Below are 21,906 nucleotides of genomic sequence, written 5' to 3'. Positions count from 1 at the left end.
GAACTGGGAGGCACGACGATGTGGCGCTATGTTTTAGGCCTAGTAGCGGTGCTTATGCTTGCCACAGCGGCATTTTTCTTGGTCAGGACGCCGGCGTCGTCTCGCCCGGCGTTGCCCGCCGCTTCTCGAACCGCTGCTGCAGGTGACGACGATAGCGACTCCACGGGCTCGCTTCCCGATGAGGCGCCGAGCGCCACCGCCAAGACCCGGGAGGAAAAGCGCTTCAACCGCTACGACAAGGATCGCAACGACAGCATCACCCGCGAAGAGTACCTCGCTTCGCGGCGTAAGGCTTATGCAAAGCTCGACTCCAACGGAGACGGGCGGCTGAGCTTCGAGGAATGGGCCGCAAAGACTACCACCAAGTTCACGGCCGCCGACGCAGACAGGTCTGGAGCGCTCACACGTACAGAGTTCACTACGACCGCGCCCAAGCGCAAAGCGAAGAAGCCTCCCTGCGCCTGCAAACCGGCCGCTTCCGCCCAGGATGATGGCGATTAGGCGGCGAGCCAGCCTTTGAAAGCGACACGTGCGCGGTCGGTGTACATCAGTTTCCTGTCCGCTTTCTTGGTGCGGCCTTCGATCGGCGGGAACAAGCCGAAATTAACGTTCATCGGCTGATAGGTTTCTACCTCCGCCTCCCCCGTGATGTGGGCCAGAAGCGCGCCCATCGCCGTTTCGCGCGGCGGGGAGGGTAACGTCGTGCCACTCAGCTCCGCGGCGGCAAAGCGGCCGGCCAACAGACCGATCGCGGAGCTCTCGACATAGCCTTCGCATCCCGTGATCTGCCCGGCGAAGCGGATGTTGGGCCGAGACTTCAACCGCAACGTGCCGTCCAGCAGCTCGGGCGACTTGAGGAAGGTGTTGCGATGCAATCCCCCGAGCCGCGCGAACTCCGCCTTTTCCAGACCTGGAATGGTCCGGAACAGCTCAACCTGCGCGGCATATTTCAACTTGGTCTGGAACCCGACCATGTTCCAAAGCGTCCCAAGCGCGTTGTCCTGCCGCAGCTGGACCACTGCGTAGGGCCAGCGCCCGGTGCTCGGGAGGTCCAACCCGACGCCCTTCATCGGGCCATAGCGCAGCGTGTCCACACCGCGCTCCGCCATGACTTCGACCGGCATGCAGCCTTCGAAGTACGGAACATTCTCCCACTCCTGGAACTCGGTCTTGTCGCCGTCGAGCAGCGCCTGGTGGAAGACCAGATACTGCTCCTTGGTCATGGGGCAGTTGATGTAATCCTTGCCGGACCCCTTGTTCCAGCGCGACTGGAACCAGGCGACTTCCATGTCGATGCTGTCGCGGTGAACGATGGGCGCGATGGCATCGAAAAAGGCCAGGCTGTCCTTGCCCGTCGCCGTGCCGATGCTGTCCGCGAGTCCCGGCGCGGTAAGCGGGCCCGTAGCGACGATCGTCAGCCCGTCGACCGGCAGTTGGTCCACGCGCTCCCGTACAATCGTGATGTTGGGATGCGTCTCCAGCGCAGCGGTCACGCCATCGGCAAAACCGTCGCGGTCGACTGCCAGGGCGGATCCGGCGGGCACCTTGTGCCGGTCACCCTCTGCCAGGATCAACGAACCGAGGTCGCGCATCTCCTGGTGAAGCAGGCCCACGGCATTGCGTTCGGCGTCATCCGAGCGGAAGCTGTTGGAGCAGACGAGTTCGGCCAGGCGGTCGCTTTGATGCGCAGGCGTCATGCTGCCCGACCCGCGCATTTCGGAAAGACGGACCTTGTAGCCTGCCTGGGCGAGCTGCCATGCGGCTTCGGAGCCGGCGAGGCCGCCGCCGATGATATGGATGTCGTGAGTCACAGGCGGCAGATAGCGGGGGTCCCGCGCTGGCGCCAGCGGTCGCAAAGGATGCACCATGAAGATCTTCACCATCGGTTATGAAGCGACGACCATGGGCGAGTTCATCGCCGCGCTCCAACGCGCCGGCGTCGAGCGCGTCATCGACGTGCGGGCATTGCCGCTGTCGCGCCGGCCGGGCTTTTCCAAGAACATCCTCGCCGCGTCCCTGCGCGAGGCAGGGATCGACTATGCCCATCTGAAACATCTCGGCACGCCCAAGCCCGGTCGCGACGCCGCCAAGCGCGGCGATGTCACGACTTTGCGCGCGGTATATGCCGAGCAGCTGGAGCTGCCGGAGGCGCAGGCGCAAGCGGCCCAAATGCGCGGACTGGCGGCGGAGAAGCCCAGTGCGCTGCTCTGCTTCGAGCGCGCGCCCGGCCATTGCCACCGAACCCTGTTGCTTCAAGCAGAGGGCGACGGTGCCGAAATCGTGGACCTGTTCCCATGAAAAAAAGGGGCGGCAGAAGCCGCCCCGCAGTTCAGGGAGGTGCCTGCGGCCAAGGGGGAGGGAGGCCGCCGGCGCCCGGCTTCTGCACGGATCAGATTGCAACCGTGTTTCACCCGTCGGGCAACGCCAAAAGAAAACATGTCGCTGATCCCGAGGTGCGCGGCTCAGCTCTTGCCGAACGCTCCGATCATCTGACGATAGGCTAGTTCGGCACCGCCATAGGCACCAGCGGCAGCGGCAAGCAGCGCAGGCCGGTCGAGCAGCGTGACGCGGCTTCGGAGGCAGCGCAGTATGTGCTCCCCCTCCAGCAGGTGCAGCCGGTCCGTCACGCTTGCACGCCGCACCGCCAGTGCCTCGGCCAGACGCGCATGCGTCACATCAAAACTGTCGCCCAGGCTCCGGTCGTGCAGCATCAGCAAGCGGCGGGAAAGCCGAGCGGTGAGACTGTGGCACGTCGCGGCGCTGATCGCGTGCGCCATCTGCGCCGCCACCACTTCGACGAATTGCAGCACCATGGCGCGGATGGGAGCAGAGGCGCGGCACAGGCGAGTCAGTTCTACCGCGGGCAGGGCAAGCACGGTGCCGCCGCACTCGGCGACGCAACGAACGCCATGCGCCATGCTGCCAAGCAGGATCGACCATCCGGTCATCCCCTCGCTGCCGACCAGGGCAAGCTCCACGCCGCGCGCGTCGACCAGGCTCAGGATCGCCGTTTCGGGGAAGACCGCCATGGGCATGCCTGGCAATGCGCCACACCCCACGACACTGCGCTGGCAAGCCGCAATCAGCGCGACACGATCTTGAAGAGGCAGCGCCTGCACCAGCGCGTTGGACGAAGCACAGGCATCGGGCGGAGGCCCGACGATCCACTCCCGTACATCCTCTTTCACGCCGGTAGTCACACCAGCCGCCCCTTTGTCCAGCGCGTGTACGGTAGCGTACCGAGCGCTAAGTGTCTGGAACGCGGACGCTTCCACATCGGTTCCACTTGAAGTCCAGGGAGGATCAAAATGGAAATGGAACCCGACACGGCGCTGCGTCACGACCATGAGGTCACGATGATGCGGGGGCGCCGAGACTTTTTCCGTGCGCTTGGGCTGGCAACCGCCTTGGGCGGCGGCCTTACGCTGGTTGGCGGCGGCCAGTCTGCTCATGCCCAGGCTGCGGCGCCCACGGATGCCGATGTCCTCAATTTCGCGCTGAACCTGGAATATCTCGAAGCCAATTTCTACAGCATCGCCGTGTTGGGCGAGACACTGCCCGCAAACCTCCAGACTGGCACCGGGACCCCTGGCGCTGTCACCGGCGGAAGGCAGGTGACGTTCAGTGACTCGGTCGTGGCGCGTCTCGCCCGCGAGATCACGCTTAATGAGCGCACGCACGTGGCTTTTATCCGCGGCCAGCTCGGCAGCGCAGCCATTGCACAGCCGGCGATCGACCTGAGCGTCAGCCCGACAAGCGCCTTTTCGGTCGCCGCCCGGTCGGCCGGACTGATCGGCGCGGGACAGTCGTTCGACCCCTATGCAAGCGAAGAGAACTTCCTTCTTTCCGCCTACCTGCTCGAGGATGTTGGGGTTACCGCATATAAGGGCGCGGCCCCTCTTCTTACCAACAAAACCTTCATCGATGCCTCGGCCGGTATCCTCGCGGTTGAGGCGTATCACTCGGCGATGCTGCGCACGTCGATCCATATGAAGGGCATGGCGACGCCGGCGGTGTTTGATCAGAGCGAAGCGATCTCCAACGCGCGCGACGCGCTGGATGGCCCCGCTGATCTCGACCAGGGCGTCCGGCCGACCGGCTCGGGCGACACGCTGACCAGCAACATCGTGCCGACCGACGCGAACGGGATCACCTTTAGCCGGACGACCGGACAGGTGCTCAACATTGCGTATCTCAGCCGGACGTCCACCGATCGCGGCGGCTTCTTCCCCAATGGGGTCAATGGCAACATCCGCTTGAGCGCGGCGAATTGAGGGAGGCTGACATGCAGAACAACGAAATCGCCGATGTCCTCGCCGCTTGCGACGAGCGCCGCGCTCAGCGCAGGCAGTTCATGAAAATGGCCGGCGGCGTCAGCGCCGCCGTCGCAGGCGCGGCGTTGCTCGCCGGCTGCGACAATAATGATGACGATGATGGCGACGTGGTCACACCTACGCCCAGCCCGAGCCCCAGCCCGACTCCCGCCCCCACTGCGACGTCGGACCAGAACATCCTCAACTTCGCGTTGAACCTCGAATATCTCGAAGCGCAATTCTACGCCTTCGCCGTCAACGGCACCTCGCTGCCGACAAACCTCTTGTCCGGCACCGGCCGCGCTGGCGCTCCGACGGGTGGCCGGCAGGTCACGTTCACCGATCCCATGATCCGCGCGTTCGCGCGTGAGATTGCCGCCGATGAGCAGGCGCATGTTGCCTTTCTGCGAAGCCAGCTGGGCTCGGTTGCCGTAGCGCAGCCCGATCTCGACCTACGTCCCGAGGGCGCCTTCACTGCCGCGGCGCGCGCGGCGGGGCTGGTTGGCGCGAACGGGACCTTCGACCCCTATGCCAACGAGAACAACTTCCTGCTCGCGGCTTTCCTGTTCGAGGATGTCGGGGTCACGGCGTACAAGGGCTCGGCGGCGCTGCTTGAGAGTAAGCTGTACCTCGAAGCCGCGGCCGGCATCATGGCGGCAGAGGGATATCATGCAGCCATGGTGCGGACGGTGCTGTTCCGCCGCGGGATCGACACGCCGTCGCTGATCGATTCAACCGAGGCGATCTCCAACGCGCGCGATAGCCTGGACGGCAACACCGATCTCGATCAGGGCATCCGCCCGCTGAACAATGTGGCCAATATCGTGCCAACCGACGCCAACGCGCTCGCTTTTGGCCGCAGCGCCGGACAGGTGCTCAACATTGTTTATCTGACGCCAACCGCGACCAACAAGGGCGGCTTCTTCCCCAATGGCGTGAACGGCACGCTGAGCCTCAGCGCCGCGAACGCCTGACCGGCCCGCCTGCCGTTCGCCCTCTGGCGGCAGGCGCCATGGCAGCGTCCGGCTTTGGCTGGATGCGCCGGCCAGCCCCGTGTGCTTCCCATCGGCACACGGGGCTGCTTGGCGTCAGGCCACCGTCTTGCGGCGCTCTGCCATTTCGGCGTTGAGCATCTCGGCCAGAAGGAAGGCGAGTTCCAGGCTCTGCCCCGCATTCAACCGCGGGTCGCAATGCGTGTGATAGCGATCGGCCAGTCCCTGCTCGGTGATCTCCACCGCGCCGCCGGTGCACTCGGTGACATTCTGCCCAGTCATCTCAGCATGAATGCCGCCGGCAAAAGTGCCCTCCGCACGGTGCACGGCGAAGAAGCCCCGAACCTCGGCAAGAATCCGATCGAACGGCCGCGTCTTGTAACCATTGGCTGCCTTAACCACGTTGCCGTGCATTGGATCGCAACTCCATACCACCGAATGCCCCTCGCGCTTCACCGCACGAACCAGCTTGGGCAGGCCGTCCTCGATCTTGTCATGGCCATAGCGGGTGATCAGCGTCATCCGCCCCGGGATGCGCGCCGGGTTGAGCAAGTCCAGCATGCGCAGCAGCGCGTCGGGCTCCAGGCTCGGCCCGCACTTCATGCCGATCGGATTGCCGATGCCGCGCAGGAACTCGACATGCGCCGAATTGTCGAAGCGGGTGCGGTCGCCGATCCACAGGAAGTGGGCCGACGTGTCATACCAGTCACCCGTCAGGCTATCCTGCCGCGTGAGTGCCTGCTCATAGGGAAGGAGCAGCGCCTCATGGCTGGTGTAGAATTGCGTTGCCTTGAGTTGCGGCACGCTCTCGGCGTCGATTCCACAGGCTGCCATGAAGTCGAGCGCTTCGCCGATGCGATCGGCGACATGCTTGTAGCGCTCGGTCCAGGGGCTCTGGTCCAGGAAGTCGTGCGTCCACTTATGCACCTGGTGTAGGTTCGCGTACCCGCCCTGGGCAAAGGCCCGCAGCAGGTTCAGCGTCGCGGCGGACTGGGCATAGCCCTGAACCATCCGCTGCGGATCGGGATTGCGGGCTTCCGGCGTGAAGGCAATGTCGTTGACATTGTCGCCGCGGTAGGAGGGCAGGGTGACGCCCTCGATCGTCTCGGTGTCGGCTGAACGCGGCTTGGCGAACTGGCCGGCCATGCGGCCAAGCTTCACCGTCGGCAGCTTGGAGGCAAAGGTGAGCACCACCGCCATCTGCAGCAGCACGCGGAACGTATCGCGAATGTTGTTGGGGTGGAACTCGGCGAAGCTTTCGGCGCAGTCTCCGCCCTGAAGCAGGAACGCCTCGCCACGAGCAACCTTTGCCAGGTCCTGGGTCAGCTGACGCGCTTCCCCGGCGAAAACCAAAGGCGGCGCCGTTTCGAGCTGGCGTGTGGCAGCTTCAAGTGCAGCAGCATCAGGGTAAACGGGAAGCTGACGCGCTTCCGCCTTACGCCAGCTATCGGGAGTCCAGCTCATGGCGTGCTCCAGGTTCCGGATCGGCATGTACCAATCCTGGTGATGCGCGATGCCATTGGCGGCGATCTGGTTCACTACCGCCGCAGAGGCGCGCTTGCCGTCTTCTTCCCAGCCTTGCACCGTCGATCCCGGCGTATCAAACCATGCGCCAAACGCGGCGCGGGAGAGCGAGCGTTCTTCGCGAAAGCGGCGGATCTTGGTACCAGCGAGTGTCGTCATGCCCCGAGCTTACCCGCAAGAGGTAAGCAGGTGCAACCGATTTTCCCGCACGGGGTAAATTAGAGGGAGGGGCGCCAGTCCCAGCCTAGCGGGTCTCCGTCCATGACCTCTACGCCAGCCGAGCCAAGCTCATCGCGCAGCGCGTCGGATCGCGCGAAATCCTTGTCCGCACGGGCCTGCTTACGCTCGGCGAGCAGGGCTTCAATATCTTCAGCCGCAATTGCCGCCGCAGCTGGGCGGAGCCGCAGTGCCTCACGCGACAAGGTGTCGAGGCCCAAGCCAAGCACCTCGTCCATTCGCAACGCCGCTGCCAGCTGCTGCGCCGGGTCCACGCGCTTCAGCGCCAGCATTGCGTCCAAAGCCACCAGCGCACGCGCGGTATTAAGGTCGTCCGCTATCGCCGTATCGAACTCGCCCAGCAGCGTCGCGATCTGCGGCAGCACGGCACCTGTGGCCGCCTCCGTCGCCTTCGCTCGCAGTGCGGTCACCGTGATCGCCAGCCGCTTCAGCCGGGTTAGCGCCGCGGCCAGGTTCTCCGCGCTGAACTCCAACTCGCTGCGGTAATGCGCCTGGAGGCACATCAGGCGATAGGCGAGGGGGTGAACCCCTGCGTCGATCAGCGACTGGAGCGTCGTAAAGCCGCCCTTTGATTTCGACATCTTCCCCTGGCGATCCACCAGGAAGTTGTTGTGCATCCAGAAATGCGCGCCGCTGTCGCCGCACCCGCAATAGGCCTGGTTCTGCGCGATCTCATTGGGGTGGTGGATCTCGCGGTGATCAATCCCGCCGGTGTGAATGTCGAACGGCGCGCCCAGATATTTCAGGCTCATCACCGAGCATTCGAGGTGCCAGCCCGGCGCCCCCATGCCCCAAGGCGAGTCCCACTCCATCAGGCGCTGCTCGCCCGGCGGCGACTTGCGCCAGATCGCGAAGTCCTGCGGGTGGCGCTTGCCCGCCACGGGGTCGATGCGGCCTTCGCGCACGTCCTCCTGCGTCCCTGCCAGGCGACCGTAATCCGGTACTGTGCTCGTGTCGAAATACAGACCGCTCTCAAGTTCATAGCAATGCTGAGAGGCGATCTTTTGCGCAAAGGCGATCATCTCGGCAATGTGATCGGTAGCAACCGACCAGCGCGAGGGCTCGCGGACGTTCAGGTCTTTCAGATTTTGTTTGAAGGCCGCGGTATAATGCGCGGCGATATCCCAGATGCTCTTCGCCTGCGCACGCGCCGCGGCTTCCATCTTGTCGTCGCCGGCGTCCGCGTCGGAGGTCAGGTGCCCGACATCGGTGATGTTGATCACATGGGTGAGAGGGTAGCCCTTCCACGTCAGCGTCCGGCTGAGCGTATCCGTGAACACATAGGCGCGCAGATTGCCCAGATGGGCATAGTTGTAGACCGTCGGCCCGCACGAATACACGCGCGCGCCCTTTTCCGGATCAAGCGGAGCGAAGGGCTCCAAGCTACGGGTCAGCGAATTGTAGAGGGTCAGTGCGGCGCCTTGCATGACGGCGCCTTTAGCCGCTGCTGGCACCCGCGTCATCCCATCCCCGCGGCCCTGATGGAACGCCTCAACTTGCCAAGGGTTAATTGGCCAAGCGTCAGTGTGAAGGCGCGCAAGTGAAATGCAGCAACAAACCAATCGGAAAGCATGCGCTTTTCCGAGGAGGCGAAGCATGTCTGAACACAAGGATCTTTCGGAAGGCGGCGTCGGCAGCCGCGGCTCCGCGCTCGATGGCCCGAACGACGATCCCGCGCTGGAGGGCAATGAGCGCCAAGCCGTGAAGAACCAGGGCAAGGCCAAGCCTGAAGACTATCCCGAACGCCACGAACAGAATTGAGGAGCCGGCGATGAGCGACGTGCGTGACGCACCCTCCTATGTGTCCAAGGACAAGACCCTCCAGAAGAGCGAGGCCCAGAACGGCGAAAGCACTGTCTGGGGCCACACCGTTTCGATCATGCGCCCGCGTGAGGAGCTCTACGCCTATTGGCGCAACTTCGCGAACTTGGCGACCTTCATGCAGAACATCGTCTCGATCGAAGTGATCGACCAGACCCGCTCGCACTGGACGGTGCGCGGACCCAATGGCGACTATCAATGGACCGCCGTGGTGACCGAAGACCGCCCGGGCGAGGCGATCGCCTGGGAGTCCGAGGACGGTGACGTCCAGAACAGCGGTCGCATCGAGTTCCGCGACGGCCCTCCCGGCCACGGCACCTATGTCCGCGCGATCCTCGCCTATCAGCCCCCGATGGGCGTGATCGGCAAACTGATCGCGACGCTGATGCAAAAGGAGCCGCAGATTCAGTCGAGCCGCGACCTGCGCCGCTTCAAGCAGCTGATGGAAACGGGCGAGATCGCGACGACCACACCGCCGAACCGCGAACCCTATTCCTGATCCTGCCCCCATTCCCCAGCGGAGACCTAACCAATGCGCGCACTCACCTGGCACGGCAAGCACGACGTGCGGATGGAGACCGTCCCCGATCCTGAGATCATCAATCCGCGCGATGCGATCATCCGGATCACGTCGACCGCGATATGCGGATCGGACTTGCACCTCTACGACGCCTATATCCCCACGCTCCAGAAGGGCGACATCCTCGGCCACGAGTTCATGGGCGAGGTGGTCGATGTCGGCTCCAGCTCGACTCTGAAAAAGGGCCAGCGCGTGGTGGTGCCATTCACCATCTCGTGCGGGAGCTGCTTCCACTGTTCGAAGCAGCAGTTCTCCGCCTGCGACAATGGCAACCCGGCCGACAACCAGGATCTCGGCCAGCAGCTGTACGGCGAGCCCATGTCCGGCCTGTTCGGCTATACGCACCTCACCGGCGGCTACCCCGGCGGCCAGGCCGAACTGGTCCGCGTGCCCTTCTCCGATGTCGGCCCGATCGTGATTCCGGACGGCATGCCGGATGATGACGTACTGTTCCTGTCAGACATCCTGCCGACCGGCTGGATGGCCGCGGAAAATGCCGACATCGAACCAGGCGACACCGTCGCGGTGTGGGGTTGCGGCCCCGTCGGCCTGTTCGCGGTACAGTCTGCCTTCAAGATGGGCGCGCACCGCGTCATCGCGATCGACCATTTCCCGCACCGTCTCGAACTCGCCGCCAAGTTCGGTGCAGAGACGATCAACTTCGAGGAAATCGACACCTATTACGCGCTGATGGAGATGACCGGCTCGATCGGTCCAGATGCCGTGATCGATTCGGTCGGGCTCGAAGCGCATGGCTTCTTCGCCGACAACATCATCGATCAGATCAAGGCGTCGACCTTCCTCGGCACCGATCGCCCGCACGCCCTTCGCCAGGCGATCCTCGCCTGTCGCAAGGGCGGGCGAGTCTCGGTTCCCGGCGTCTATGGCGGCTTTATCGACAAGTTCCCGTTCGGTGCGTTCATGGAGAAGGGCCTGACCATGAAGACCGGCCAGACTCATGTGCAGAAATATCTGCCCAAGCTGCTCGAGATGATCGGCAACAAGGAACTGGATACCACCTTCCTCATCTCGCATCGCCTGCCGCTCGAACAGGCGCCCGACGGGTACAAGATGTTCAAGAACGAGCAGAATAGCTGCACCAAGGTGGTGCTCAAGCCCGGCATGACGGTCTGAGGAGTTCAACGAAATGGCAAACAAATTGGCTGTGATCACCGGTGCCTCGACAGGTATCGGCAAGGAGATCGCAAAGATCGCCGCAGGCGAAGGCTATGATCTGCTGATCGTCGCCGACGAGCCCCAGATCGACGCGGCAGCGGGCGAGCTGAACAGCTTCGGCGTCGACGTGCAGTCGATCGAAGCCGATCTGTCGACCTTCGAGGGCAATGACCGGCTGCTCGCCGCCTGCGGGGGACGTCCAATCGACATCCTCGTCGCCAATGCCGGCCGCGGCTTGGGGCAGGGCTTCCTGGAACAGGATCCGGCGCAGTGGCGTCGTGTGATCGACACCAACGTCGTTGGCACCACCTATCTGCTCCAGAAGGTTTTGCAGCAGATGGTTGCCCGCAACGAAGGCAATGTCCTGATCACCGGCTCGATCGCCGGGCTGATCCCGGGCGCATGGCAGGCGGTGTATAACGGCACCAAGGCGTATCTCGACAGCATGTCCTATGCCCTTCGCGAGGAGATCAAGGACACCGACGTCAACATCACTGTGCTGATGCCTGGACCCACGGAAACCGAGTTTTTCCGTCGCGCCAACATGGAGCACAACACGCCGGTTGGGCAGGGCGACAAGGCGGACGCAGGCAAGGTGGCGAAGGATGGCTGGGACGCCATGACGTCACACAAGCCCCATGTCGTATCGGGCTTCATGAACAAGGTGCAGGCGGCGATGAGCCACATCACGCCTGACACCATGAACGCCAAGATGCACACCGCCATGGCCAAGCCCGATGACGTCGAGGAGAGCCGCGGCGGCCTCTAAAACAAAGCGAAAAACGACCGTCCACCCCTGTCATCCCGGCCTTGAGCCGGGATCCCGCTTCTTCTTCTAGGGTCGGGGACAGCGGGACCCCGGCTCAAGGCCCGGGTGAGCATGAAAAATATGGAGCAGCCCGCAAAGCAAAACGCCCCGGCAATGCCGGGGCGTCCTTGATACCGGGATACAAGGAGAGACCTTAAACCGCCTCTTCCTGCCCGATCGCAGCCCGCACCATCGCGTTCCAAATCTCCGCCGGATTACTGCCCGCGCCACGCCCGGCCTCGACCATTTCCGGAGTCGGCTCGCGCAGGGTGCGAAGCACCGCCATCGCGCGGTTCACTTCCTGCGGCCACACCGCGTCCACTTCGCTGCCTGCGCTTGGATCCTGCCCTTCGCCGTTGATGCTCAGCGCCTCGGCCGCGATCACGCGGGCGATCCGCTCCACGGGCGACGTGACGGAGATATCGGTCATGAATGTTCTGCTCCTGCTCGCAAGGTCGTTCTGTTGGCAACGCGCCGCTTTGCGGCCCCGTTCCTTGAGAGATCAGGCGGCGAGGGGGGAGAGCGTGGGAACCGTTCGGGGCCGCATGACGCCGCTGCCAAAGCTGCTTCCGGCAATTAGCGGCAACGCGGTTCCGCAAAACGCACATTCCGCGGTCAGCCGGCCGATCAGCCAATGCGACTGGCTGCACCCAGGGCAGTGATTCGTCTCTTGCGGACGATAGGCGACGCGATAGCCGCTATGCGCCTGGCGGATGCCGAAGTCATACATGCGAAGTCTCCCAGTATGATCTGACAACGGGTTCCCTTCGCTTTTTGTTCCGCATCCGGGTCGAAACGCCCCCGGCGAAACGTGCCTCGCTATCGATGAGCAGAGTGGCTGAAGCTGCGCCCAAATCTGAACATTGCCTAACAACCCCATTCAGCCTCGCTGCATGGCGACTCGGGCAAAAGGGCAGCATGGAAGGGCGGCGTAGATGCCGTCAGCCTCAGGAGGACTGCCATGAAGAAGACCCTGCTCTCCACCATCCTCGCCGCTAGTGTCTCGCTTGGCGGCATGGCTGCCACGCCTGCCGCGGCACAGCGCTATGACGGCTATGGCTATCAGGACCGCGGCTATCGCGACGGCTACCGCGATCGCGGCTATCGCGGCGAATATCGCGGCGACCGCGGCTATCGCCAGCGCTATGGGTATCGTCGCTGCAGCAGCGGCACCACCGGCACCATCCTGGGCGCCGTGGCAGGCGGCTTGCTTGGCGGCGAGATCGGCCGCGGCAACTCCTACCGTGGCCGCAGCACCACCGGCACCATCATTGGTGCAGGCGCGGGTGCGCTGCTCGGCCGCGAAGTCGACGGCGGCAACTGCCGCCGCTGATCCCGAGCGAATCGGTACAGAAAGGGCGTCCGCGAAAGCGGGCGCTTTTTCATGTCGGTCTATATCGAAGAGGTGGAGGCCCGAGCCGGAATCGAACCGGCATATACGGATTTGCAGTCCGCTGCGTCACCATTCCGCCATCGGGCCATCCGGAGGTGAGGCGCGGGAATGCGCAGGGCCGTGTCCCGATGTCAACATAGTTTCAAAAACACGCGCCGGCTCGCTTGGCGTTGTCCCTTGGCCGCGATAGAAGCCAGCAACGTCAACAAGTGTATTGCATGGCTAAAACAGCTGTGCCAGACAGCCGGAGTAATGATGGCTCTTTCGCTCGAATCCGCGCCCGTCGAGACGACTCGTTTCGAAGCGATGCGCCACGCCATGGTGGCCAGTCAGCTGCGTCCCAACGCAGTCAACGATCCGCGCGTGGTAGAGGCGATGGCCAATGTGCCGCGTGAAGCGTTCCTGCCAGCCGAGCACCGGAGCATCGCGTATCGCGACACGCTGCTGCCGCTACCGGGCGGCCGTCGGCACAATTCGCCGCTCGCCACCGGGCGGTTGCTCACGCATGCGCAGATCCAGCCGAACGACCACGTGCTGCTGATCGGCGCGGCCGGCGGCTATGCCGCCGCGATCCTCGCGATGCTCGCCAAGTCTGTTGTCGCCGTTGAGGAAGACCCGGCACTGGCGGCGCTCGCGCGCCAGGCGCTGGCTGGCGAAGCCAAGATCCAACTTGTCGAAGGGCCGCTTAACGCGGGCTGGGTGCAGGGTGCGCCTTATGACCTGATGATTGTCGACGGGGCCGTCGAGGAACTGCCCGAGGCACTGATTGCGCAGGTCCGGCTCGAAGGCCGCGTGCTGAGCGGGGTGGTGGACAATGGCGTAACCCGGCTTGCGGCTGGCCGCCGTACGCAGGGTGGCTTCGCGCTTGTCGACTTCATGGACATCGAATGCACGGAGTTGCCGGGTTTCCGGCGCCTGCGAAAATTTACTTTCTGATCAAGGAAAGAGGGGGAGATGCGCTTGAAAACCCTGCTGGTGGGCGTGAGCCTGACGGCGATGATGGGGGCTGCCAATGCGCAGACCACCACGACACGTCGGGGCACCGCGGCCGATGTGACGGTGCAGACCGCGCCGTCGGCGGCGACTCAGACCCCGGCCACCACCGCGGCGCCGACCACGACGCTGCGTGAGGCACTGGTCCAGGCGTACAACACCAACCCCGATCTTCAGGGTGAGCGCGCGAATCAGCGCGCTAATGACGAAAATGTGCCGATCGCCCGTTCACGCGGGCGGTTCGGGGTCAGCTCCAACGGCTCGGTCAGCAACAGCCTGTACGACTCGGACGGCAACGCGTTTGCCCCGACGCGTCAGGGGCGGTTCGGCCTGGATATCTCGCAACCGATCTACAGCGGCGGTTCGGTCCGCAATTCGGTCCGTGCGGCGGAAACGCGCGTCGATGCCGGCCGCGCCAATCTGCGCGGGGTAGAGGCCGATACGTTCACTTCGGTGGTGACAGCCTATGTCGACGTCATCCGCAACGAAGCCATTGTCCGGCTGAACCAGCAGAATGTTCGCGTGCTCGAGGTCAATCTCCGCGCGACGCGTGATCGCTTCGAAGTCGGCGATCTCACCCGCACCGACGTTGCCCAGTCCGAAGCGCGGCTTGCGCTCGCGCAAAGCCAGCTACGCAACGCCGAGGCGCAGCTGATCGGCAGCCGCGAAACTTATATCCGCGTGGTCGGCACGCCGCCCGGCGTCCTGGCACCGCCGCCCGAACTGCCGAACCTGCCCGATGACGCGCAGGTCGCCGAACAAACCGCGCTTGGCAATAACCCCTTCCTCGAAGCCGCCAAGCTCCAGCGCGACGCCAGCCGATTCGACACCCGCGTGGCGAAAGCCAGCCGTTTGCCGCAGGTCAGCCTGGGTGTCGGCGGCAGCTATTATAACTATCTCGGCTCCGTACCCGCCGCCGCTGCGCAACAGGGGTACAACGAGTCGGGACTTTCCTCGACCTTAGGCGCGCAGGTGTCGCTGCCGCTGTTCCAGGGCGGCCGGCCTGCCGCACAGGTCCGCCAGGCCCAGGCGCGGGAGGCCTCGTCGATCGAAACCGTGACGCTCACCGAACGCGGCGTGATCGCTCAGGCCCGCTCGGCCTATGCGTCGTACCAGGGTGCGCTGCAGGTGATCGAATCGTCGCGCGTCGCAGTGGAAGCGAATCGCCTCAGCCTCGAAGGCGTTCGCGCCGAGAACAGTGTCGGCACCCGCACCATCCTCGACATCCTCAACGCCGAACAGGAACTGCTGAACTCGCAGGTCCAGTTCGTCACTGCCGAGCGCGACGCGTATATCGCCGGCTTCTCGCTGCTCGCGGCGATGGGCCGCGCCGAAGCGGACGATCTCAATCTGGACGGCGGCCCGCTCTACGATCCCGAGGCCAATTACAACCGGGTGAAGGGCCGCTGGAACGACTGGGCCGACGACCCCGCACCCGTGGCTGTCGGCACCTCCACGGTGGGTACGCCGGCCCAGGGTGCGGCGGTTGCGCCGGGCGGATTGGATCCGGTTCTGCAGCGCCCGGTTGACACGACCCGCGCAAACCCGGATTGAGCATGGTGGTTAACCACGCGACAGGGTGCGGACCATGGGGGATATGAGTGCCGAGCCGTCGATGGAAGAGATCCTCTCGTCCATCAAGCGCATCATTGCGGAAGAAGGGGAGGCTGCGGTCACCACCCGAAGCCGTCGCGGCAAGGCTGCGGCGCGCCGCGAAGCGCCCGTCGTAGAGGAAGTGGACGAGGACGAGATCCTCGAACTCAGCCAGCCGGTAAGCGACGCCAAGCCACAGCCTGCGGAAGCAGCACCAGCCGATCCGATCCTGTCGGACCGCGCTGCCGAGGCTACGCGTGGGCCGCTCGAAGCCCTGTCGCGCATCGTCGTGAAGCCCGAAATCCCAGGCTCCGATACGCTCGAAGGCATGGTCCGCGAAATGCTCAAGCCGATGCTGCGCGACTGGCTGGACGAGAACCTGCCGCGCATCGTCGAAACCATGGTCGCGCGCGAGATCTCCCGGATCACCGGACGCAACTGATCCGCGGGGCGGCGGGATTGTAACCCCGCCGCGTTCCTGCTCTATCTGCTGCCCATGAAGCACATCCTGCTCGCGGGCGCTGCGCTCGCTTCCGCTGCCGCGCCGGCCTGGGCGCGGGACCTCACCATCGAAGATGTCGCGACGCTCTCGCGCGTGGGCGCGCCGGCGATATCGGCCGACGGCCGCTGGCTCGTCTGGCAGCAGCGCGAGACCGATCTTGCCGCTAATCGCGGCCGCCTCGATCTTTGGCGGCTCGACCTGCGCACCCGCGGCGCCAAGCCCGAGAAGCTCGTCGCCGAAGCCGACGTAAACGAAGCAGCGCCGCAATTCTCCCGTGACGGCCGCACCGTCTACTTCCAATCCGACAAGGGCGGCGAGGACGCCGTTTGGAGCGTCGCGGTTACCGGCGGCGCGCCCACGCAGCTCACTCACATCCCCGGCGGCTTCAGCGGCTTCAAGGTCTCGCCCGACGATACCAAGCTGCTGGTCTGGGCCGACCGCAAACCGGGCGCGCCCGGCCTCGAGCCTGCAATGGTCAAGAAGGACCCGAACGCCGGCTCTGGCCGCACCTACGACCAGCTCTTCGTCCGCCATTGGGACACATGGTCGAACGGCGACCGCTCGCAGCTCTTCGTCCTCCCACTCAGCGCGCAAGGCGCTACCGGCAACGGCACGCCGATCGTCGGCGACCTGATAGGCGACACCCCGTCCAAGCCGTTCGGCGGCGGCGAGGAGCTCGCCTGGAGCCCCGATGGCAAGACCATCTACTTCGCGTTGCGCGAAGCCGGCCGCATCGAGTCGACCTCGACCAATCTCGACATCTTCGCCGCGCCGGCCGATGGCTCCGCCGCGCCGGTCAATCTAACCGCGGAAAATGACGGCACCGATACGCTGCCCACCGTCTCTCCCGACGGCAAATGGCTCGCCTATGTCTCGATGGCGCGTGCTGGCTACGAAGCCGACCGCCAGGTGCTCAAGCTGCGCAACCTTGCAACCGGTGACGTCCGGGCGCTGACGGAGGGCTGGGACCGCTCGGTCGCCTCCATCGCCTGGGCGCCTGACGGCAAAAGCCTCTTCGTGACGGCACAGGACACGCAGGAAGAGCCCATCTTCACCGTCGATGCGAAAAGCGGCAAGGTGACGCGCCTCACGCAGCAGGGGGTCGTCAGCGCCGTGCTGCCGACCCGCACCGGCGCCGTGTTCGCGATGAACAGCCTCATCGCGCCCGATGACTTCTACGCGCTGACGGGCGAGAAGGTGACGCGCCTCACCTCGGTCAACGCCGCCAAGCTGGCCGGCATCGACATGCCCAAGGTCGATCGCTTCAGCTTCGCGGGCGCCAATGGCGACACCGTCTGGGGCTATTCGGTGCGCCCGGCGAGCCTTGCAGCCGATGCCAAGGCGCCGGTCGCCTTCATCGTCCATGGCGGCCCGCAGGGGTCGAGCAACAACAGCTGGTCCTATCGCTGGAACCCCGCCGTGTTCGCCGGCGCCGGCTATGCGGTCGTCTCGGTCGATTTCCACGGCTCCACCGGCTACGGCCAGGCTTTCACCGACGCGATCCGCAACAATTGGGGCGGCTGGCCACTCGAGGACCTGCAAAAGGGTCTTGCCGCCGCGACCTCCAAATTCTCCTACCTCGATGGCGCTAACACCTGCGCGCTCGGCGCCTCCTATGGCGGCTATATGATGAACTGGATCGAAGGGCAGTGGCCCGACCGGTTCAAGTGCATCGTCCAGCACGACGGCGTGTTCGACGCCCGCGCCATGGCCTACGAAACCGAGGAACTCTGGTTCGACGAGTGGGAGCATGGCGGCAAGACCTATTACGAAGACCCGGAAGCTTTCGAAAAGTGGAACCCGGTCCACCACGTCACCAAGTGGAAGACGCCGCAGCTGGTGATCACCAGCGAGAAGGATTTCCGCATCCCCTACACCCAGGGTCTCGCTGCCTTCACCGCGCTCCAGCGCCGCGGCATCGACAGCCGCCTGCTCGTCTTCCCCGACGAGAACCATTGGGTGCTCAAGCCGAAGAACTCGATGCAGTGGTACGGCGAGGTGCTCGGCTGGCTGAACAAGTACACCGGCAAGTAACCCCGCCACCTACCATCCCCGTCATCCCGGCCTTCAGCCGGGATCCCGCTTCTTCTTCTGCAAACAGCGGGACCCTGGCTCAAGGCCGGGGTGACGAGGAATGGGGTGCCACGAAAGCCCGAAAAGCCGCGTCGGCCAAGCTGGCCTAGAACACCCAGTTCCCCGGCGAAGGCCGGGGCCCAGTTGCCACGCCGTCTCAATGGTAGACCCAGCCTCACAATCCATCGAAGCTGGGCCCCGGCCTGCGCCGGGGAACAAGAAGGCAAGGCAACCTCCTCACCACCACCAAACCCGAGCGCTTGTGCACTCGCTGCACACCCCGCTAAAGCCGACGCATGACCGAGCTTCCCAAGACCTTCGACCCCGCCGAAATCGAATCCCGCTGGTACGGCCATTGGGAGGACAAGGGCCTGTTCGCCCCCGAACGCCCCGGCGCCGATCCCTGGACGCTGGTCAACCCGCCGCCCAACGTTACCGGCAGCCTCCATATCGGCCACGCGCTCGACAACACTCTCCAGGACATCCTCGTCCGCCACGCCCGGTTGAAGGGCAAGGACGCGCGCTGGGTGGTCGGCACCGACCATGCCGGCATCGCCACCCAGATGGTGGTTGAGCGTCAGCTCAATGCCAGCCAGCAGAAGCGCACCGACTTCACCCGCGAGGAATTCGTCGCGAAGGTGTGGGAGTGGAAGGAGGAAAGCGGCGGGGAGATCACCCAGCAGCTCCGCCGCCTCGGCTGCTCGATGGATTGGGCGAACGAACGCTTCACCATGGACGAAGGCTTCTCGAAGGCCGTGCTCAAGGTGTTCGTCGAACTCCACAAAAAGGGTCTGATCTACCGCGACAAGCGGCTGGTGAACTGGGATTCCAAGCTCGGCACTGCGATCAGCGATCTCGAAGTCGAGACCAAGGACGTCAAGGGCAGCTTCTGGCACCTGCGCTATCCGCTGGAGGAGGGCAGCGGCTTCATCGAAGTCGCCACCACGCGTCCGGAAACCATGCTCGCCGACATGGCCGTCGCGGTGAACGCCAGCGACGAACGCTATACCGCGCTGGTAGGCAAGAAGGTGAAGCTGCCGATCACGGGTCGCCTGATCCCGATCATCACCGACGATCATGCCGATCCCGAACTCGGTTCGGGCGCGGTCAAGATCACGCCCGGCCATGACTTCAACGATTTCGAAGTCGGCCGCCGCGCGGGCATTGAGGCGCGCGACATGCTCAACATGCTCGACGCCAAGGCGCGCATCACCCAGACCGCCGACGGCCTGATCCCCGATGACCTGCTCGGCCTCGACCGGTTCGAGGCGCGCAAGGTCATCGTCCAGCGTCTCAAGGACGAAGGTTTCCTGATCCCGCATGTGGACAAGGAACGTGCCGAGCACGACGCGGAACCGCGCACCATTGCGACCCCGTTCGGCGACCGTTCGGGCGAAGTCATCGAGCCTTGGCTGACCGACCAATGGTATGTCGATGCGGCGACGCTCGCCAAGCCGGCGATCGAGGCGGTCCGCTCGGGCGCGACCAAGATCGTGCCCAAGAGCTGGGAAAAGACCTATTTCAACTGGATGGAGAACATCCAGCCCTGGTGCGTCTCGCGCCAGCTCTGGTGGGGGCACCAGATCCCGGCATGGTTCGCGCAGGATGGCAGCATCTACGTCGCCGAGAGCGAAGCAGAGGCACAGGTCGCAGCAGGTGAGGGTGTTACGCTCACCCGCGACCCCGACGTGCTCGACACCTGGTTCTCCTCGGCGCTCTGGCCGTTCGCGACGATGGGCTGGCCCGACACGGACGTGAAGGCCGCCGGGCGCTACCCCAACGACGTCCTCATCTCCGGCTTCGACATCCTGTTCTTTTGGGACGCCCGCATGATGATGCAGGGCTTGGAGTTCCTAGGCGAAGTGCCGTTCAAGACCTTGTATCTGCACGGTCTTGTTCGCGCATCGGACGGGCAAAAGATGTCCAAGTCCAAGGGCAATGTCGTCAATCCGCTCGGGCTGATCGACAAGTACGGCGCCGACGCGCTGCGCTTCTTCATGGCGGCGATGGAAAGCCAGGGCCGCGACATCAAGATGGATGAGAAGCGCATCGAAGGCTATCGCAACTTCGCGACCAAGCTTTGGAACGCCGCGCGCTTCTGCCAGTCCAACGGGATTGGCGCCAGCACCACGCTTGAGCCGCCGTCTGCGGAACTCGCGGTAAACCGTTGGATCATCGCGGAAACCGTCGCTGCGGTGCAGGCGCTCGACCTCGCGCTGGTGGACCTGCGCTTTGATGAAGCCGCGAACACCGTATACCAGTTCACCTGGAGCCGCTTCTGCGACTGGTATCTCGAACTCATCAAGCCAGTGCTGCAAGGCGAGGGTGTTGCCGGCGCTGACGAGACCCGGGCCGTTGCCGGATGGGTGCTCGACCAGATCCTGGTGATGCTCCACCCGTTCATGCCCTTCATTACCGAAGAGCTCTGGTCGAAGATGGGGTCGCGCAGCCACGAGCTGATCGTCGCCGCTTGGCCGATGGCGGACGCCCGCGCACTTGATCCCGAAGCCGCCAAGGAGATCGACTGGCTGATCCGTCTGGTAAGCGAAGTGCGCGCCGCGCGTACCGAACTCAACGTGCCGCCCGGCGCCCGCCTGCCGATCCACGTCCGTGACGCCAGCGGCGAAACCGCTGCCCGGCTCCAGCGGCAGGAAGCGGCACTTGCCCGCCTCGCCCGCGTCGATCAGGCAAGCGGGGAGGTGCCCGCCGGCGGCGCGCTCCAGATCATCGTCGATGAGGCCACTTTCGTGGTGCCGCTCGGCGATGTGGTCGACCTGGACGCTGAAAAGGCGCGCCTGACCAAGGCCATCGCTGCCGCCGAAAAGGAGCGCGACGCCCTGGCCGGCCGCCTAAACAACCCCAGCTTTGTCGAGCGCGCTAAGCCGGAGGCCGTCGAAAAGGCCCGCGCCGACCACGCCGAGAAGACCGCCGAGGCCGAGCGGCTTTCCGCGGCGCTGACGCGGCTCGGCTAAGCCGGGCGCGGCGCCATCACCTCGATCACGCCGGGAGCGATCCTGGCCGTGGTTGGGGTGTGGGCCAGCACCTCGCCATCGATCGAGATGGGCAGGGGCGGCTCGGTAGCTATCTCCAGCGCCGTGCCGCTGAATTCGACCACATCCTCGTGCCGGGTCTTGAGGCGCAGTGCCGACGCCGCCCAATTGTGGATCAGCCTGCGTTTGAACGGGCCTTTCACCGCCTGAACGACGATCCGCCCGCTATCCAGCTTGGCGCTTTCCACCAGTTCGGTGCCGCCATGGAACGCCCCGTTGGAAATACGCACCTCCACCACCTTCAGCCGCTGCGCCTCCGCACCCGATCCGACGATCAGCGTGAAGGGACGGAAGCGCAGGAACTGGAGGGCCGCCCAACTGAGATACCCCGCGCGCCCGAACCAGCGCTTGGCAAGGTGCGGCACCGTCTCGGCAATCTTGGGGGAGATGCCGATCGCGGCGGCGTTGGCGAAGTAATCGTTCCCGATCATGCCCAAATCGATCCGCCGCGGCGCGCCGTTGACGATCACGTCCACGGCCCCATTGACGTCCAGCGGAATGCCGAGCGAGCGCGAAAAGCTGTTGGCGGTGCCCAGCGGCAGCACCCCAAGCCGCACGCCCTTGCCCACCATCAAGTCGACCAGGCAGCTGATCGTACCGTCCCCGCCGCCCAGGATCAGGATCTCCGGATCGGACCATAACGCCTCCGTAACGGTCTCGCTCAGCTTGCTCGGATCATCGACTGCGTATGCGTCTACCAGATAGTCGAGTTCGGCGAAGCGCGCGCAAGCGCGGTCGAAGGAACGCTGCCCACTGCGCGATTTGGTGTTCACCACCATCACTGCCTTTGCCGAACCTTGCGTCATCTGCCCTCCACTTCGGGAACGTATCGGGCGAGCAACGCTTGTCAG

At 64.6% G+C, this 21,906-nt stretch carries 21 protein-coding genes and 1 tRNA gene; 14 read left to right on the top strand and 8 right to left on the bottom strand.

All coding sequences use genetic code 11. The features are described 5' to 3' along the window. The first annotated feature begins 18 nt into the window (after window positions 1–18). The gene (locus tag LQ953_RS06790) at window positions 19–501 is read left to right on the top strand and encodes an EF-hand domain-containing protein (RefSeq protein WP_231029975.1); all 483 of its coding nucleotides are present in this window, start codon (window positions 19–21) and stop codon (window positions 499–501) included. Here the strand turns inward: LQ953_RS06790 and trmFO are convergent. Further along, a complete protein-coding gene (gene trmFO / locus LQ953_RS06785) occupies window positions 498–1,811 on the bottom strand; it encodes a methylenetetrahydrofolate--tRNA-(uracil(54)-C(5))-methyltransferase (FADH(2)-oxidizing) TrmFO (RefSeq protein ID WP_231030217.1) in 1,314 nt (437 codons plus the stop codon). The two genes, LQ953_RS06790 and trmFO, sit on opposite strands and share 4 nt — an antisense overlap. A 55-nt stretch (window positions 1,812–1,866) precedes the next feature. Here trmFO and LQ953_RS06780 point away from each other — a divergent pair, with 55 nt between their 5' ends. Beyond that, entirely contained in the window at window positions 1,867–2,298 is a 432-nt protein-coding gene (locus LQ953_RS06780) for a DUF488 domain-containing protein (RefSeq protein WP_231029974.1), read from the top strand. Window positions 2,299–2,462: 164 nt separating this feature from the next. Here the strand turns inward: LQ953_RS06780 and LQ953_RS06775 are convergent, their stop codons facing one another. After that, on the bottom strand, window positions 2,463–3,029 hold the full coding sequence (locus LQ953_RS06775) for a Crp/Fnr family transcriptional regulator (RefSeq protein WP_231029973.1): 567 nt from the start codon (window positions 3,027–3,029) through the stop codon (window positions 2,463–2,465). A 279-nt stretch (window positions 3,030–3,308) separates the two neighbouring features. On the opposite strand from LQ953_RS06775, the gene LQ953_RS06770 reads away from it, so the two are divergent. Both LQ953_RS06770 and LQ953_RS06765 read left to right on the top strand, forming a co-directional pair. Further along, window positions 3,309–4,274: a ferritin-like domain-containing protein gene (locus LQ953_RS06770; protein WP_231029972.1), complete on the top strand. Its 966-nt coding sequence runs from the start codon at window positions 3,309–3,311 to the stop codon at window positions 4,272–4,274. Window positions 4,275–4,285: 11 nt separating this feature from the next. Beyond that, window positions 4,286–5,287, top strand: a complete 1,002-nt coding sequence (locus LQ953_RS06765) for a ferritin-like domain-containing protein (protein ID WP_231029971.1) — start codon at window positions 4,286–4,288, stop codon at window positions 5,285–5,287. Between the two features lie 114 nt (window positions 5,288–5,401). On the opposite strand, the gene LQ953_RS06760 is transcribed toward LQ953_RS06765, so the two are convergent. Together LQ953_RS06760 and cysS are read right to left on the bottom strand one after the other, a co-directional pair. Beyond that, on the bottom strand, window positions 5,402–6,796 hold the full coding sequence (locus tag LQ953_RS06760; RefSeq protein ID WP_443026558.1) for a class II 3-deoxy-7-phosphoheptulonate synthase: 1,395 nt from the start codon (window positions 6,794–6,796) through the stop codon (window positions 5,402–5,404). 251 nt (window positions 6,797–7,047) lie between these two features. Further along, complete coding sequence (gene cysS / locus LQ953_RS06755) at window positions 7,048–8,493, bottom strand: cysteine--tRNA ligase (protein WP_231029970.1); 1,446 nt, start codon at window positions 8,491–8,493, stop codon at window positions 7,048–7,050. A gap of 169 nt (window positions 8,494–8,662) precedes the next feature. Between cysS and LQ953_RS06750 the strand changes: the two genes are divergently transcribed. Genes LQ953_RS06750 through LQ953_RS06735 form a run of 4 tightly spaced genes read left to right on the top strand, consistent with a single transcriptional unit; the run spans window position 8,663 to window position 11,412 of the window. After that, window positions 8,663–8,827 (top strand): hypothetical protein, encoded by a 165-nt coding sequence (locus tag LQ953_RS06750; protein ID WP_231029969.1) that lies wholly within the window; start codon window positions 8,663–8,665, stop codon window positions 8,825–8,827. Window positions 8,828–8,837: 10 nt separating this feature from the next. Further along, window positions 8,838–9,386, top strand: coding sequence for an SRPBCC family protein (locus LQ953_RS06745; RefSeq protein WP_330999389.1), 549 nt, complete (start codon window positions 8,838–8,840; stop codon window positions 9,384–9,386). 33 nt (window positions 9,387–9,419) lie between these two features. Continuing rightward, on the top strand, window positions 9,420–10,601 hold the full coding sequence (locus LQ953_RS06740) for a zinc-dependent alcohol dehydrogenase (RefSeq protein ID WP_231029968.1): 1,182 nt from the start codon (window positions 9,420–9,422) through the stop codon (window positions 10,599–10,601). Window positions 10,602–10,614: 13 nt separating this feature from the next. Next, window positions 10,615–11,412, top strand: coding sequence for an SDR family NAD(P)-dependent oxidoreductase (locus tag LQ953_RS06735; protein ID WP_231029967.1), 798 nt, complete (start codon window positions 10,615–10,617; stop codon window positions 11,410–11,412). 193 nt (window positions 11,413–11,605) lie between these two features. On the opposite strand, the gene LQ953_RS06730 is transcribed toward LQ953_RS06735, so the two are convergent. Together LQ953_RS06730 and LQ953_RS06725 are read right to left on the bottom strand one after the other, a co-directional pair. Further along, window positions 11,606–11,881: a hypothetical protein gene (locus LQ953_RS06730; RefSeq protein ID WP_231029966.1), complete on the bottom strand. Its 276-nt coding sequence runs from the start codon at window positions 11,879–11,881 to the stop codon at window positions 11,606–11,608. Window positions 11,882–11,953: 72 nt separating this feature from the next. Next, a complete protein-coding gene (locus LQ953_RS06725; RefSeq protein ID WP_231029965.1) occupies window positions 11,954–12,181 on the bottom strand; it encodes a hypothetical protein in 228 nt (75 codons plus the stop codon). A 231-nt stretch (window positions 12,182–12,412) separates the two neighbouring features. Here LQ953_RS06725 and LQ953_RS06720 point away from each other — a divergent pair, with 231 nt between their 5' ends. Next, window positions 12,413–12,784: a glycine zipper 2TM domain-containing protein gene (locus tag LQ953_RS06720; RefSeq protein WP_231029964.1), complete on the top strand. Its 372-nt coding sequence runs from the start codon at window positions 12,413–12,415 to the stop codon at window positions 12,782–12,784. A gap of 73 nt (window positions 12,785–12,857) precedes the next feature. Here LQ953_RS06720 and LQ953_RS06715 read toward each other — a convergent pair. Further along, window positions 12,858–12,931: transfer RNA gene (locus tag LQ953_RS06715), tRNA-Cys, on the bottom strand. Between the two features lie 168 nt (window positions 12,932–13,099). Here LQ953_RS06715 and LQ953_RS06710 point away from each other — a divergent pair. The 5 genes from LQ953_RS06710 (at window position 13,100) to LQ953_RS06690 (ending at window position 20,977) form a co-directional block, all read left to right on the top strand. Next, on the top strand, window positions 13,100–13,780 hold the full coding sequence (locus tag LQ953_RS06710; RefSeq protein WP_443026551.1) for a protein-L-isoaspartate O-methyltransferase family protein: 681 nt from the start codon (window positions 13,100–13,102) through the stop codon (window positions 13,778–13,780). A gap of 18 nt (window positions 13,781–13,798) precedes the next feature. Continuing rightward, a complete protein-coding gene (locus LQ953_RS06705; RefSeq protein WP_231029962.1) occupies window positions 13,799–15,391 on the top strand; it encodes a TolC family outer membrane protein in 1,593 nt (530 codons plus the stop codon). Window positions 15,392–15,425: 34 nt separating this feature from the next. After that, complete coding sequence (locus tag LQ953_RS06700) at window positions 15,426–15,872, top strand: DUF2497 domain-containing protein (protein ID WP_231029961.1); 447 nt, start codon at window positions 15,426–15,428, stop codon at window positions 15,870–15,872. 54 nt (window positions 15,873–15,926) lie between these two features. After that, window positions 15,927–17,966, top strand: coding sequence for an alpha/beta hydrolase family protein (locus LQ953_RS06695; protein ID WP_231029960.1), 2,040 nt, complete (start codon window positions 15,927–15,929; stop codon window positions 17,964–17,966). A gap of 335 nt (window positions 17,967–18,301) precedes the next feature. Beyond that, the gene (locus LQ953_RS06690; RefSeq protein ID WP_231029959.1) at window positions 18,302–20,977 is read left to right on the top strand and encodes a valine--tRNA ligase; all 2,676 of its coding nucleotides are present in this window, start codon (window positions 18,302–18,304) and stop codon (window positions 20,975–20,977) included. Here the strand turns inward: LQ953_RS06690 and LQ953_RS06685 are convergent. Next, window positions 20,974–21,861, bottom strand: coding sequence for a diacylglycerol/lipid kinase family protein (locus tag LQ953_RS06685; protein ID WP_231029958.1), 888 nt, complete (start codon window positions 21,859–21,861; stop codon window positions 20,974–20,976). The two genes, LQ953_RS06690 and LQ953_RS06685, sit on opposite strands and share 4 nt — an antisense overlap. Between the last annotated feature and the right edge of the window lie 45 nt (window positions 21,862–21,906).

The sequence above is a fragment of the Sphingomonas sp. IC-56 genome, assembly GCF_021043375.1.
Taxonomy (GTDB): Bacteria; Pseudomonadota; Alphaproteobacteria; order Sphingomonadales; family Sphingomonadaceae; genus Sphingomonas.
The sequence above is the reverse complement of the archived record's forward strand: the minus strand, read 5'-3'. Positions and strand labels throughout refer to the sequence as shown.

Bases quoted from the DNA above. Each gene is read 5' to 3' on its own strand.
- LQ953_RS06700 (WP_231029961.1), top strand. From the start codon at position 15,426: ATGGGGGATATGAGTGCCGAGCCGTCGATGGAAGAGATCCTCTCGTCC.
- LQ953_RS06710 (WP_443026551.1), top strand. From the start codon at position 13,100: ATGGCTCTTTCGCTCGAATCCGCGCCCGTCGAGACGACTCGTTTCGAA.
- cysS (WP_231029970.1), bottom strand. From the start codon at position 8,493: ATGCAAGGCGCCGCACTGACCCTCTACAATTCGCTGACCCGTAGCTTG.
- LQ953_RS06750 (WP_231029969.1), top strand. From the start codon at position 8,663: ATGTCTGAACACAAGGATCTTTCGGAAGGCGGCGTCGGCAGCCGCGGC.
- LQ953_RS06765 (WP_231029971.1), top strand. From the start codon at position 4,286: ATGCAGAACAACGAAATCGCCGATGTCCTCGCCGCTTGCGACGAGCGC.
- LQ953_RS06685 (WP_231029958.1), bottom strand. From the start codon at position 21,861: ATGACGCAAGGTTCGGCAAAGGCAGTGATGGTGGTGAACACCAAATCG.
- LQ953_RS06735 (WP_231029967.1), top strand. From the start codon at position 10,615: ATGGCAAACAAATTGGCTGTGATCACCGGTGCCTCGACAGGTATCGGC.
- LQ953_RS06760 (WP_443026558.1), bottom strand. From the start codon at position 6,796: ATGCCGATCCGGAACCTGGAGCACGCCATGAGCTGGACTCCCGATAGC.
- LQ953_RS06780 (WP_231029974.1), top strand. From the start codon at position 1,867: ATGAAGATCTTCACCATCGGTTATGAAGCGACGACCATGGGCGAGTTC.
- LQ953_RS06720 (WP_231029964.1), top strand. From the start codon at position 12,413: ATGAAGAAGACCCTGCTCTCCACCATCCTCGCCGCTAGTGTCTCGCTT.
- LQ953_RS06745 (WP_330999389.1), top strand. From the start codon at position 8,838: ATGAGCGACGTGCGTGACGCACCCTCCTATGTGTCCAAGGACAAGACC.
- LQ953_RS06725 (WP_231029965.1), bottom strand. From the start codon at position 12,181: ATGTATGACTTCGGCATCCGCCAGGCGCATAGCGGCTATCGCGTCGCC.
- LQ953_RS06740 (WP_231029968.1), top strand. From the start codon at position 9,420: ATGCGCGCACTCACCTGGCACGGCAAGCACGACGTGCGGATGGAGACC.
- LQ953_RS06770 (WP_231029972.1), top strand. From the start codon at position 3,309: ATGGAAATGGAACCCGACACGGCGCTGCGTCACGACCATGAGGTCACG.
- LQ953_RS06790 (WP_231029975.1), top strand. From the start codon at position 19: ATGTGGCGCTATGTTTTAGGCCTAGTAGCGGTGCTTATGCTTGCCACA.
- LQ953_RS06705 (WP_231029962.1), top strand. From the start codon at position 13,799: ATGCGCTTGAAAACCCTGCTGGTGGGCGTGAGCCTGACGGCGATGATG.
- LQ953_RS06775 (WP_231029973.1), bottom strand. From the start codon at position 3,029: ATGGCGGTCTTCCCCGAAACGGCGATCCTGAGCCTGGTCGACGCGCGC.
- LQ953_RS06730 (WP_231029966.1), bottom strand. From the start codon at position 11,881: ATGACCGATATCTCCGTCACGTCGCCCGTGGAGCGGATCGCCCGCGTG.
- LQ953_RS06695 (WP_231029960.1), top strand. From the start codon at position 15,927: ATGAAGCACATCCTGCTCGCGGGCGCTGCGCTCGCTTCCGCTGCCGCG.
- LQ953_RS06690 (WP_231029959.1), top strand. From the start codon at position 18,302: ATGACCGAGCTTCCCAAGACCTTCGACCCCGCCGAAATCGAATCCCGC.